The organism is Clavibacter tessellarius, assembly GCF_001618005.1.
Lineage (GTDB): Bacteria > Actinomycetota > Actinomycetes > Actinomycetales > Microbacteriaceae > Clavibacter > Clavibacter tessellarius_A.
Window position 1 is genome coordinate 82,227 of sequence record NZ_LQXA01000061.1, and the last position, 13,128, is coordinate 95,354.

A 13,128-nucleotide genomic window follows, 5' to 3' on the forward strand; every position below is an offset into this window, starting at 1 on the left:
GTCCTCGCCGGGCGGTGCGGGTGCGCGCGCCGACCGGGGCGCGCGGCGCGCGGCGCCCGCCGCGGATGCCACCATGGACGCATGCGCCGCGACGTCTCCTCCCTCCTCGAGCTGCAGGTCGCCGGCGGGAGCGAGATGGCCTTCGCGGTCGCCGTGGCCCGCGGCGCCGACATCGCCTCCGAGACCCTCGAGTTCGCGCTCGACGGCCGCCCCGTCGCCGCGACCGAGGTAGTCGACCGGCACGACACCCGCCTGCACGTGCTCGAGGTCGGCGCGGGCGTGCTCACCATGGAGTACCGCGCCACGGTCACCGGCCGTCGGGATCCCGCGCCCCTCGACGATGTGGACCTCTGGGTGTACCGCCGCCCGAGCCGGTACTGCGAGTCGGACACGCTCTTCCCCACGGCGCGGAGCGAGTTCCGCGGCCTCGACGGCCTGCCGCTGCTCCAGGCCGTGCGCGCGTTCGTGGCGGACACGCTGCGGTACGCGCCCGGCTCCAGCCTGCCGACCGACGGCGCCGTCCAGACGCTGCTCGCCCGACGGGGCGTGTGCCGCGACTACGCGCACCTCGTCATCGCGATGCTCCGGGCGCTCGACGTGCCCGCGCGCCTCGCGGCCGTCTACGCGCCGGGCCTCCGCCCGATGGACTTCCACGCGGTGGCCGAGGCATGGGTCGACGGCGCGTGGCACGTGGTCGACGCCACCGGCCTCGCACCGCGGCAGAGCCTGCTGCGGATCTCGACCGGCCGCGACGCGTCGGACACGGCGTTCCTCACGAACACGCGCAGCCTCGTCACCATCTCCCGGATGGAGGTGCTCGCCACGGTCGACGAGCTGCCGGTCGACGACGCGACCGCGCCGGTCCGCCTGGGCTGAGCCGCGCCGGATCAGCCGCCGACGGTCTTCAGCACGGCGTTGCCGAGGTCGGCGTGGTCGCCGGGCTCGTAGAACGACGCCGAGCGCATGACGACCATGTGCTTCGACGCGTAGATGGTGGAGACGCCGACCGCGTCCTGCAGCTCGAAGTAGGCCTCGACGCCCGACGGGTAGCCCGCGATGGGGTCGGCGAGGAGGATGGCCGCGTCCCGGCGGGACTTGAGCTCCGCCGCGACGGGCTGCGCGACGTCGATCTCGACGGCGGTGCCGTCCGAGGCGCGGAAGGCGCAGGCGATGCCCTGCATCGCGAGGATGTCGGCGCGGAGGCCGTCCGTGGAGGTGTCGGCCGGGAGCGCCGTCACGGCGAAGCCGGGGCCGAAGGACGCGAGGTCGGGCAGGAGCTTCTGGCACGTGGTGGTGACCGGCGTGCCCTTCGGCGGCGCGGGCGTGGGCGAGGCGGTCGTGCTCGCGCCGGGACGGTCCGCCGGCGCCTCGGCGGCACCGCCCGCGCTCGCCGTGGGATCGGGCGTGGCGGGCTGCAGCGGCGCGGGGTTCGTGCACCCCGAGAGCAGGAGCGCGAGCGCGAGCCCGACTGCCGCGACGGCGGGCACGGAGCGCGGGGCCAGGGGGCGTGCGGGCGCGGGGAGGCGGACGGGCAAGGTGGTGCTCCTTCGGATCCGGTCGCGCCGCGCGGTGCGGCGCCAGGCGCGCGGCATCGTGCCACGCGCAGGGGAGGCGGGATCGCCACCCTACCCACCGCGGTCGCCCCGCCGCTGGGACGCTCCCCGTCGCCGCGGCCCGCACGGCGACGCGCGGGCGGGCGGGCGCGCGTCCGCCGGTAGGATCGATCCCCATGACGACCCCTGACCTGACCGGCGCACTGTTCGACATCGTGGCCGAGACGGCGGGTCGACGACCGGGGTCCGACGCCCTCACGCTCAGCCCCGACATGGTCGTCCTCGAGCGCCCGCGCAACCGCGACCACGGCGACTGGGCCACCAACATCGCCATGCGCATCGCCAAGCCGCTCGGGGAGAGCCCGCGCGCGCTCGCCGCCGAGATCGCGGAGGGCCTGGGCGCGCTGCCGCAGGTCGCGAAGGTCGACGTGGCCGGGCCCGGCTTCATCAACATCACGCTGGAGGCGGCCGCCGCGGGCGCCCTCGCGCGCACCATCGTCGAGGCCGGCCCCGCGTACGGCCGGGGCACGACGCTCGACGGGATCCGCATCAACCTCGAGTTCGTCTCCGCGAACCCCACGGGCCCCATCCACCTGGGCGGCGTGCGCTGGGCGGCCGTCGGCGACAGCCTCGCCCGCATCCTCCAGGCCGAGGGCGCGCTCGTCACGCGCGAGTACTACTTCAACGACCACGGATCCCAGATCGACCGGTTCGCCCGCAGCCTCCTCGCGAGCCACCTCGGCGAGGACACGCCCGAGGACGGCTACGGCGGCGCCTACATCGGCGAGATCGCCGAGCGCGTGGTGGAGGGGTACGACGGCGACCTCGACGCCCTCCCGCGCGAGGCGCAGCAGGAGGTCTTCCGCAGCGCCGGCACGGAGCTGATGTTCGGCGAGATCAAGCAGAAGCTCCACGACTTCGGCGTCGACTTCGACGTGTTCTTCCACGAGGACTCGCTGCACGAGTCCGGCGCCGTCGACCGCGCGGTCGCGCGCCTGAGGGAGCTCGGCCACGTCTTCGAGGAGGACGGCGCCGTCTGGCTCCGCACCACCACGTTCGGCGACGACCGCGACCGCGTCGTCATCCGCTCGTCGGGGGAGCCCGCCTACATCTCGGGTGACCTCGGCTACTACCTCGACAAGCGCGAGCGCGGCTTCGAGCAGAACATCATCATGCTGGGCGCCGACCACCACGGCTACGTCGGCCGCATGATGGCGATGGTGCAGGCCTTCGGCGACACCCCGGGCGTCAACCTCCAGATCCTCATCGGCCAGATGGTCAACCTGCTGCGCGACGGCGAGCCCGTGAAGATGAGCAAGCGCAACGGCACGATCGTCACGCTCGACGACCTCGTGGACGCCGTGGGGGTGGACGCCGGCCGGTACGCCCTCGTGCGCTCCTCCGCCGACCAGAACCTCGACATCGACCTCGCGGTCCTCGGCAAGCGCACGAACGACAACCCCGTCTTCTACGTGCAGTACGCCCACGCGCGCACCTGCGCGGTCGACCGCAACGCGGACGCCTCGGGCGTCGACCGGAGCGCCTTCGCGCCGGAGCTGCTCACGCACCCCACCGAGTCGGCGCTGCTCGGGCTCCTGCAGGAGTTCCCGCGCATCGTCGCCCAGGCCGCCGAGCTGCGCGAGCCGCACCGCGTCGCCCGCTACGTCGAGGAGCTCGCGGGCTCCTACCACCGCTGGTACGACAGCTGCCGTGTCGTCCCGCGGGGCGACGAGGAGGTCACCGACCTCCACCGCACGCGCCTGTGGCTGAACGACGCGGTCCGCCGGGTCGTCGCGAACGGCCTGGACCTCGTGGGCGTCTCCGCCCCCGAGCGCATGTAGGGGAGCGGATCATGGCGGGGCGGTTCCTGGGCACCGAGGTCTTCGAGGCGCCCGAGCGCCGCGATCCGCGGGAGGCCCGGCGGCGTCGGCGTGGGCCGCGCGGCGGCACCGTGTTCATCTGGCTGCTCGTGCTCGCCATCATCGGCGTCGGGCTCGCGTTCGGCCTGCGGATCATCGACCAGACCGTCCGCGGCGTCGCCGAGGACCAGGCCGAGCAGCGCATCGCCGAGCAGCTGCCCGGCCGCGTGTCGGGCAAGGTGAACGTGTCCATCCAGGGCGACTGGGTCATCCTGCAGCTGATCCGCGGCACGCTCGACCGCGTCGTGCTCGACGGGGCGAACCTCCAGGCGGACGGCACGCCCTTCCGGGCGCACATCGTCGCGACGGACGTGCCCACCGACCAGGAGCGCACGGTGGGGAGCGTGGTCGCGACCGTGTCCATGGACCAGGCGCCCGCGAGCGCGCTCCTCGCGAAGACGGCCGGCACCCCGCCCGACCTGCGTTTCGGCGACGGCACGCTCGGCTACACCGGGTCCACGAGGATCCTCGGCCTCACTCTCGGCTACACGGTGGCCGCGGAGCCCGTGCTGCGCGACCCGTCCACCGTGGTCATCACGCCCACCCAGGTGGAGCTGCAGGCGGGGTCGCTGAAGGTGGACCTCGCGCAGACCATCCAGGGCATCCGCGACATCACCTACCCCGTGTGCGTGGCGCAGTACCTCCCGGCGGGCGTCGCGGTGCAGGACGTGACGATCGCGGACGGGAAGGCGTCGATGACCGTCGCGTCGTCGTCCATGAAGCTCACGCGCGACTCGCTCGGGGCCACCGGCAGCTGCGGCTGAGCCGGGCGGTGCCCGTCGCCGTCACATGGCCCGGGCGCCCCGATCGGCCTCGGTAGGATGCTCTCACCGCCTCCTCCTCCGGCTTCAGGGACCGCACCGGGTCCGCTCGCCATCCCGCACGTCCGCCCCGCGTACGAACAGGTGACTCCGTGACCGCGAACCCGCTGGCCCCGTCCTGGCTGCTGCCGCCCGACGACGCGAACGCGCTGGACGCGCGCGTCTGGTCCCGCGGAGCCGACCGCGACGCCGACGGCGTCCTCCGCATCGCCGGGGTCGCCGCCCCCGAGCTCGCCCGCCGCTTCGGCACGCCGCTCTACGTGGTCGACGAGGCCGACGTGCGGGGCCGTGCCGCCGAGACCCTGGCCGCCTTCGAGCGCGAGGCCGCCGCCGTCGGCACGACCGCGCGCGTCTACTACGCGGGCAAGGCGTTCCTCAGCATCGAGGTCGCGCGCTGGATGGTGGAGGCGGGCCTCCACATCGACGTCTGCTCCGGCGGCGAGCTGGCCGTCGCGCTCGCGGCGGGCGCGGATCCGGCCCGCCTCGGCTTCCACGGCAACAACAAGTCCGTCGCCGAGATCGACCGGGCCGTCGGCGCGGGCATCGGCCAGATCGTCGTCGACAGCGTCATCGAGGTCGAGCGCATCGCCACCGCGGCGGCCGCGCACGGCCGGATCCAGCCGGTGCGCCTCCGCGTCAACAGCGGCGTGCACGCCCACACGCACGAGTACCTCGCGACCGCCCGCGAGGACCAGAAGTTCGGCATCACGCTCGCCGACGCGGCCGACGTCGTGGCCCGCATCCGCTCGCACGCGTCGCTCTCCTTCACCGGGCTGCACGCCCACGTCGGCAGCCAGATCTTCGAGACCGACGCGTTCGTCGAGTCCGCCCGGCGGCTGCTCGACCTGCACGAACGGCTGCTCGCCGACGGCCCCGTGCCCGAGCTCAATCTCGGCGGCGGCTTCGGCATCGCGTACACCTCGGTCGACCGGCCCGTGCCGGTGCCCGAGATCGCCCGGCGCCTCGCCCGCATCGTCGGCGACGAGTGCGCCCGTCGGGGGATCGCGGTGCCCGTCATCGCGGTGGAGCCCGGCCGGAGCATCGTCGGCCCGTCCACCGCCACGCTCTACACGGTCGGCACCGTCAAGGACGTGCTCGTCACGGTTGGCGGCATCGACGGCGAGGTCGCGGAGGCGGAGTCCGCCACGGGCGACGTGGAGGACCCGCGCGTCGCCGCGGAGGCCGAGACGGCGATCCGCCGCTACGTGAGCGTCAACGGCGGCATGAGCGACAACGCGCGGCCCGCGCTCTACGGCGCCGACTACTCCGTGCGCCTCGCCGGCCGCTCCTCGGACGCGGAGCCGGCCCTCGTGCGCATCGCCGGCAAGCACTGCGAGAGCGGCGACCTCGTCGTGCACGCCGACTACCTGCCCGGCGACGTGCGCGCCGACGACCTCGTGGCCGTCCCGGCGACGGGCGCCTACTGCTGGGCGCTCGCGAGCAACTACAACTGGATCGGCCGCCCGCCGGTCGTCGCCGTGCGCGACGGCGAGGCGCGCGTCATCGTCCGCGGCGAGACCGTGGACGACCTGCTGGCGCGCGACGCGGGCACGCCGGCCGCCGCATCCCCCGACGTGAACGGAGCACGATGATCGAGTACCGGAACCTGCGCGTCGCCCTGCTGGGCTGCGGCTCGGTCGGCACCCAGGTGGCGCGGCTGATGCGCGAGCACGGCGACGAGCTCGCCCAGCGCGTGGGCGCCCGGCTCGAGCTCGTGGGCATCGCGGTGCGCGACGCGGACGCCCCGCGCGACGCGTCCGTGCCGCGGGAGCTCCTCACCACGGACGCCGAGTCGCTCATCCTCGGCGCCGACATCGTCATCGAGCTGATGGGCGGGCTGGAGCCGGCCCGCGGGCACATCCTCGCGGCCATCGCCTCGGGCGCGGACGTCGTGACGGCCAACAAGGCGCTGCTCGCGACGCACGGTCCCGAGCTCTTCGAGGCCGCCGAGCAGGTGGGCGCGCAGCTCTACTACGAGGCGGCCGTCGCGGGCGCCATCCCCATCATCCGACCGCTGCGCGACAGCCTCGCGGGCGACCGGGTCGAGCGGATCCTCGGCATCGTCAACGGCACGACGAACTACATCCTCGACCAGATGGACGCCCACGGGCTCGGCTTCGACGAGGCCCTCGCGACCGCCACGGAGCTCGGCTACGCGGAGGCGGACCCGACCGCCGACATCGAGGGCTACGACGCGGCCCAGAAGGCGGCCATCCTCGCGAGCCTCGCCTTCCACACGCGCGTGCCGGTCGAGGCCGTGCACCGCGAGGGCATCACGGGCCTCGCGCCCGCCCAGTTCGCGTCGGCCCGCAAGGCCGGCTACGTGATCAAGCTGCTCGCCATCTGCGAGCGCCTCACGGATCCCGAGACCGGCCGCGACGGCGTCTCCGCCCGCGTGTACCCGGCGCTCGTGCCGCGCGACCACCCGCTCGCCGCCGTGCACGGCGCGAACAACGCCGTGTTCGTCGAGGCCGAAGCCGCCGGCGACCTCATGTTCTACGGCGCGGGCGCCGGGGGAGTGCAGACCGCCTCCGCCGTGCTCGGCGACGTCGTCTCGGCCGCGCGCCGCCACGTCGTCGGCGGCCCCGGTGTCGCGGAGTCGACGCACGCCGACCTCGAGACGCTGCCCGTCGGCGCGATCACGACCCAGTACCAGATCACGCTGCAGGTGGCGGACGAGCCGGGCGTGCTCGCCCGCATCGCGCACCTGTTCAGCGAGCACGGCGTCTCCGTGGAGACGCTCGAGCAGACCACCCACCAGGCGCCCGTGGCGGGAGGGGCCGGCGCCCGGCCCACCGCTAGCCTGGTGATCGGCACGCACCGCGCCACCGACGCGGCCCTCCGGGCCACCGTCGACGCGGTGTCGAACCTCGACGCAGTGACGGCAGTCGCGAGCGTCCTCCGAGTAGAAGGAGCCTGATGGCCCACCAATGGCGCGGACTCCTCCGCGAATACGCCGACCGCCTCGACGTCACGGACGCCACCCCCATCATCACCCTCGGCGAGGGCGGCACGCCGCTCATCCCCGCGCCCGCCCTGTCCGCCCGCACGGGCGCGCAGGTGTGGGTCAAGTACGAGGGCATGAACCCCACCGGCTCCTTCAAGGACCGCGGCATGACCATGGCCATCTCCAAGGCCGTCGAGCACGGCGCGAAGGCCGTCATCTGCGCCTCCACCGGCAACACCTCCGCGTCGGCCGCGGCCTACGCGACCCACGCGGGCATCACCGCCGCGGTGCTCGTGCCCGAGGGCAAGATCGCGATGGGCAAGCTCAGCCAGGCCGTCGCCCACGACGCGCAGCTGCTCCAGGTGCGCGGCAACTTCGACGACTGCCTCGACATCGCGCGCGAGCTCAGCGCCAACTACCCGGTGCACCTCGTCAACTCCGTGAACAACGACCGCATCGAGGGCCAGAAGACCGGCGCCTTCGAGGTCGTCGAGGTCCTGGGCGACGCCCCCGACTTCCACTTCATCCCCGTCGGCAACGCCGGCAACTACACCGCGTACACGCGCGGCTACCGCGAGGACCTCGAGGCCGGCAACGCCACGAAGCTGCCCCGCATGTTCGGCTTCCAGGCCGCGGGCAGCGCGCCCATCGTCGACGGCGCCATCGTCAAGGACCCCGACACCATCGCCAGCGCGATCCGCATCGGCAACCCGGCCTCGTGGAAGCTCGCCCTCGAGGCGCAGCTGCTCACCGACGGCTACTTCGGCGCCATCTCCGACGCACGGATCCTCGAGGCGCACCGCATCCTGTCCGCCGAGGTCGGCATCTTCGTCGAGCCCGCGTCGGCCATCAGCGTCGCCGGGCTCCTCGAGCGCGCCGAGGCCGGGCAGATCCCGAAGGGCGCGAAGGTCGTCCTGACGGTCACGGGCCACGGCCTCAAGGACCCGCAGTGGGCGCTCCGCACGGCCGACGGCTCCGACGTCGCCCCCACGAGCGTCGGCGTCGACGTCGCCGAGATCGCGGGCGTGCTCGACCTGGTCGCGTCGTGACCGACGGTCCGATGACCCGGGCGCTCCCCGTCGGGCGCCGCGTGCAGGTGCGCGTGCCCGCGACGAGCGCCAACCTCGGCCCCGGCTTCGACACGCTCGGCCTCGCGCTCGCGCTCTACGACGACCTCACGGTGACGGTGCGCGACGCGCCCGGCGCCACGGTCGACGTGCGCGGCGTGGGCGCGGGCGAGGTGCCGACCGACGCGACCAACCTCGTCGTCACCGCCATCGCGCACACGTTCGCCGCGTTCGACCAGCCGATGCCCGGCCTCGACCTCGTCGCCGAGAACCGGATCCCGCACGGCCGCGGCCTCGGCTCCTCGGGCGCCGCGATCGTCTCGGGGATCATGGCGGCGCAGGGCCTCCTCGCCGGCACCGTCGACATCGACGCCGACGCGCTCCTCCGCCTCGCGACCGAGATGGAGGGCCACCCGGACAACGTGGCGCCCGCCCTCTTCGGCGGCCTCACCATCGCGTGGGTCGACGAGACCGGACCGCAGCACAAGAAGCTCGCCGTGCACCGCGGGGTGTCGCCGCTCGTGCTCGTGCCGGTGGCCACCATGTCCACCGCGCTCGCCCGGAGCCTCCAGCCGGAGTCAGTGCCGCACGAGGACGCGATCTTCAACGTGTCGCGCTCGGCGCTGCTCATCGCGGCGCTCATCCAGAGCCCCGAGCTGCTGCTCGCGGCCACCGAGGACCGCCTGCACCAGGACTATCGCGCGGCGGCCATGCCGGAGACGAACGCGCTCGTCCACCTGCTTCGCGAGGCGGGCTTCGCGGCCGTCGTCTCGGGCGCGGGCCCGTCGCTGCTCGTCCTCGGGAGCGACCCGGGCCAGCGTCTGACCGCGGCCGAGCTCGTCGCCGCGCACGGCAGCACGCCGTGGAAGGCGCTCATGCTCGCGGTCGACGTCAAGGGATCCACCGTGCAGGTCGTCGACGCGGGATCCGCTCCCTCCCACTAGCCGGATCGCGCGGTCCCCCGACCCGGCGCGCCGTTCCCTGCGCGGGCGGGGCGCCGGGTGCTAGGCTCCAGACGACCCCGGGGTCGACGGATCCACGCACGAGCGTCGGAGATCCGGTCCCGGTGGTCGTTCTCACCACTCACCCGCTGTCGTCCCCGCCAGATCCCGCGCCTCCGTGCGCGACAGCAGCTCCGGACGGAATCAGACCGTCCGCCGCTCGGCGGAGACACACGCGATCGGCTCTCCTCCGCACGGGCTTCGTCCCGGCGGATCGGGGAAAGGACCCACGAACATGACCGATGTCGACACCCGCGCCTCGAGCGCCGACCTGAGCACGCTCCGCGTCTCCCAGCTCCAGGCCATCGCCTCCGAGCTCGGTATCCCGGGCGGCTCCAAGCTCCGCAAGGGCGAGCTGGTGGCCGCGATCTCCGAGATCCAGGCCGCCCGCGGACTCACCGCCCCCGCTGAGGAGGCTCCCGCCGCCGAGGCTCCCGTCGCGGATCCCGCGTCCGCCGAGGCTCCGGCCGAGGCGCCCGTCGCCGAGCCCGTCGTCGAGGACGCCGCTCCCGGCGAGAGCCCCGCCGAGGCGCCCGCCGCCCCTGCCGCCGAGGCGCCCGTCGCCGAGGCGCCGGCCGAGCAGCCCGCCCGCTCCGGCCGCGGATCCCGCCGCGCCACCACCGCCCGCATCGTCCCCGAGCGCATCGCGGAGCCCGTCGAGGCCCCGGTCGCCGCCGAGCCCGCGAGCACCGGCCTCGAGGCCCGCATCGCCGAGGCCGCGGGCGACCGCGCCGCCGAGTCCGATGCCCCGCGCACCGCGGATGCCGCCCCCGCGACCCGCGCCGACGCGCCCGCCGCACGCCGCGGATCGCGCCGCGCCACGAGCTCCGGCGTCGTGGACCCCGCCGTCGAGGCCCCGCGCCAGGCGGCCCAGCACGTCAACAGCGGCCAGACGGCCGATCAGCTCGTGCCGACGGAGGACGCCGCGGCGCCCGCCGCCGAGGACGGCGCCGACTCCGGCCAGGAGCAGGCCCCCGAGCGCCGCGGTCGCGGCCGCCGCCGCGGAGGACGCGACGACCAGAACGGCCAGGGCGGCCAGGGCGGCCAGAACGGCCAGGGCGGCCAGAACGGCCAGGCCCCGCAGGGCGACCGCACGCCGGACGGCCCCGCCGAGAGCGCATCGGACGCGTCCGACGCACCGACCTCCGGCGACGACCGCGACGGCGACGACCAGGGCGGACGCCGCGACGACCAGGGCCGCGACGGTCGCGAGGGCGGACGCAACCGCAGCCGCAACCGCCGCAACCGCGACCGCGGTCGCGACCAGGACGACCAGCAGCAGGGCGGTCGCGACCAGGCGCCCCGCGACCAGGCCCCGCGCGAGCAGGACGCCGACGACGAGGCGCAGGAGGAGGCCCGCACGGGCCGTCAGCGCCAGTCGGGCCGCGGCCAGGGCGACCGCACGCAGGACGTGCGCGCCGACCAGGCGCGCGCCGACCTCGGCCGCGACGAGGACCGCAACGGCCGCAGCCGGTACCGCGACCGCAAGCGCGGCCGCGGCCAGGGCGGCGACGACTTCGAGCCCGAGGTGACCGAGGACGACGTCCTCCTGCCCGTGGCGGGCATCCTCGACGTGCTCGACAACTACGCGTTCGTCCGCACCAGCGGCTACCTGCCCGGCACGAACGACGTCTACGTCTCCCTCGGCCAGGTCAAGAAGCACTCGCTGCGCAAGGGCGACGCGATCGTCGGCGCCATCCGCCAGCCGCGCGAGAACGACAGCCAGAGCCGCCAGAAGTACAACGCGATCGTGAAGATCGACTCGGTCAACGGCCTGCCGCCCGAGGAGGCCGCGAACCGCGTCGAGTTCGGCAAGCTCACGCCGCTGTACCCGCAGGACCGCCTCAGCCTCGAGACCGAGCCCAACAAGCTCACCACGCGGATCATCGACCTCGTGTCGCCGATCGGCAAGGGCCAGCGCGGCCTCATCGTCTCGCCGCCCAAGGCCGGCAAGACGCTCGTGCTCCAGGCCATCGCGAACGCCATCGCCACCAACAACCCCGAGGTCCACCTCATGGTCGTGCTGGTCGACGAGCGTCCCGAGGAGGTCACCGACATGCAGCGCACGGTGAAGGGCGAGGTCATCGCCTCGACCTTCGACCGTCCCGCCGAGGACCACACGACGGTCGCCGAGCTCGCCATCGAGCGCGCCAAGCGCCTCGTGGAGCTCGGCCACGACGTGGTCGTGCTGCTCGACTCCATCACCCGCCTCGGCCGCGCGTACAACCTCACGGCGCCCGCGTCGGGCCGGATCCTCTCGGGCGGCGTCGACTCGTCGGCGCTCTACCCGCCGAAGCGCTTCTTCGGCGCCGCGCGCAACATCGAGCACGGCGGATCGCTCACGATCCTCGCCACGGCGCTGGTGGAGACCGGTTCCAAGATGGACGAGGTCATCTTCGAGGAGTTCAAGGGCACCGGCAACATGGAGCTCCGCCTCTCCCGCGCCCTCGCCGACAAGCGGATCTTCCCCGCCGTCGACGTGAACGCCTCCGGCACGCGCCGCGAGGAGATGCTCATGGGCGCCGACGAGGTCAAGGTCACGTGGAAGCTGCGCCGCGCCCTCGCCGGGCTCGAGCAGCAGCAGGCCCTCGAGATCGTCCTCAGCCGCCTGAAGGAGACGAGCTCCAACGTCGAGTTCCTCATGAAGGTCCAGGCGTCGATGCCCAACACCGCGAACGGCCAGTCCCACCAGAGCCACGGGCACGGCGCGCACGAGAAGGGCTGACCCAGGTGTTCGAGTCCGTCGTCCAGCTGCTGGAGGAGCACGAGGAGCTCCAGCAGCAGCTGGGCGACCCCGAGCTGCACGCCGACGCGTCGCGCTCGCGCAAGGTCAACCGCCGCTACGCGGAGCTCAGCCGGATCGTCGCCGCGCACGCGGAGTGGACCCAGCTCACGGACGACCTCGCCGCCGCCCGCGAGCTGGCCGAGGAGGACCCGGCGTTCGCCGACGAGATCCCCGGCCTCGAGCAGGAGCTGGACGCGGCGCAGGAGAAGCTCCGGCGGCTCCTGATCCCGCGCGACCCCGACGACGCGCGCGACGTCATCATGGAGATCAAGATGGGGGAGGGCGGCGCCGAGAGCGCGCTGTTCGCCGCCGACCTGCTCCGCATGTACCTGCACTACGCCGAGTCGCGCCGCTGGAAGACCGAGGTCCTCAGCCAGACGCAGAGCGACCTCGGCGGCTACAAGGACGTGCAGGTCGCCATCAAGGGCACCTCTGACGACCCCGCGCTCGGCGTGTGGGCGCATCTCAAGTACGAGGGCGGCGTGCACCGCGTGCAGCGCGTGCCGGCGACCGAGTCGCAGGGGCGCATCCACACCTCGGCCGCGGGCGTGCTCGTGATCCCCGAGGTCGAGGAGGTGGAGGAGGTCGCCATCGACCCCAACGACCTCAAGATCGACGTGTACCGCTCGTCCGGCCCCGGCGGCCAGTCGGTCAACACCACCGACTCCGCCGTCCGCATCACCCACCTGCCCACGGGCATCGTGGTCGCGATGCAGAACGAGAAGAGCCAGCTGCAGAACCGCGAGGCCGGCATGCGCGTCCTCCGGGCGCGCGTCCTCGCGAAGCAGCAGGAGGAGATCGACGCGGAGGCCTCGGCCGTGCGCCGCAGCCAGATCCGCACGATGGACCGGTCCGAGCGCATCCGCACGTACAACTACCCGGAGAACCGCATCGCGGACCACCGCACCGGGTACAAGGCGTACAACCTCGACGCCGTGATGGACGGCGCCCTCGACCCGGTCGTGGAGTCCTGCATCCAGGCCGACGAGGAGGCGCGGCTCGACGCGCTCGGGACGGACGCGTGATCCGCGCGAC

Annotated in this window: 10 protein-coding genes; 9 read left to right on the forward strand and 1 reads right to left on the reverse strand. The window is 74.0% G+C overall.

The features are described 5' to 3' along the window. Positions 1 to 81: 81 nt before the first annotated feature. The gene (locus AWH51_RS15180) at positions 82 to 876 is read left to right on the forward strand and encodes a transglutaminase-like domain-containing protein (RefSeq protein ID WP_063072884.1); all 795 of its coding nucleotides are present in this window, start codon (positions 82 to 84) and stop codon (positions 874 to 876) included. Positions 877 to 887: 11 nt separating this feature from the next. Here the strand turns inward: AWH51_RS15180 and AWH51_RS15185 are convergent, their stop codons facing one another. Further along, the gene (locus AWH51_RS15185; protein ID WP_063072885.1) at positions 888 to 1,535 is read right to left on the reverse strand and encodes a hypothetical protein; all 648 of its coding nucleotides are present in this window, start codon (positions 1,533 to 1,535) and stop codon (positions 888 to 890) included. Positions 1,536 to 1,729: 194 nt separating this feature from the next. On the opposite strand from AWH51_RS15185, the gene argS reads away from it, so the two are divergent. From argS to prfA, 8 genes are all read left to right on the forward strand, one after another. Further along, the gene (gene argS, locus AWH51_RS15190) at positions 1,730 to 3,394 is read left to right on the forward strand and encodes an arginine--tRNA ligase (protein WP_063072886.1); all 1,665 of its coding nucleotides are present in this window, start codon (positions 1,730 to 1,732) and stop codon (positions 3,392 to 3,394) included. 11 nt (positions 3,395 to 3,405) lie between these two features. After that, positions 3,406 to 4,236, forward strand: coding sequence for a DUF2993 domain-containing protein (locus AWH51_RS15195; RefSeq protein WP_063072887.1), 831 nt, complete (start codon positions 3,406 to 3,408; stop codon positions 4,234 to 4,236). A gap of 149 nt (positions 4,237 to 4,385) precedes the next feature. Beyond that, positions 4,386 to 5,885, forward strand: a complete 1,500-nt coding sequence (locus AWH51_RS15200; protein WP_063072888.1) for a diaminopimelate decarboxylase family protein — start codon at positions 4,386 to 4,388, stop codon at positions 5,883 to 5,885. Further along, positions 5,882 to 7,213 (forward strand): homoserine dehydrogenase, encoded by a 1,332-nt coding sequence (locus tag AWH51_RS15205; protein WP_063072889.1) that lies wholly within the window; start codon positions 5,882 to 5,884, stop codon positions 7,211 to 7,213. Before AWH51_RS15200 ends, AWH51_RS15205 begins: the two co-directional genes overlap by 4 nt. Then, positions 7,213 to 8,289, forward strand: coding sequence for a threonine synthase (thrC, locus tag AWH51_RS15210; RefSeq protein WP_063072890.1), 1,077 nt, complete (start codon positions 7,213 to 7,215; stop codon positions 8,287 to 8,289). Before AWH51_RS15205 ends, thrC begins: the two co-directional genes overlap by 1 nt. An 11-nt stretch (positions 8,290 to 8,300) precedes the next feature. Next, positions 8,301 to 9,251, forward strand: coding sequence for a homoserine kinase (gene thrB / locus AWH51_RS15215; protein WP_063072958.1), 951 nt, complete (start codon positions 8,301 to 8,303; stop codon positions 9,249 to 9,251). A gap of 292 nt (positions 9,252 to 9,543) precedes the next feature. Beyond that, positions 9,544 to 12,033 (forward strand): transcription termination factor Rho, encoded by a 2,490-nt coding sequence (rho, locus tag AWH51_RS15220; RefSeq protein WP_063072891.1) that lies wholly within the window; start codon positions 9,544 to 9,546, stop codon positions 12,031 to 12,033. Between the two features lie 5 nt (positions 12,034 to 12,038). After that, positions 12,039 to 13,118, forward strand: coding sequence for a peptide chain release factor 1 (gene prfA / locus AWH51_RS15225; protein WP_063072892.1), 1,080 nt, complete (start codon positions 12,039 to 12,041; stop codon positions 13,116 to 13,118). Positions 13,119 to 13,128 lie beyond the last annotated feature (10 nt).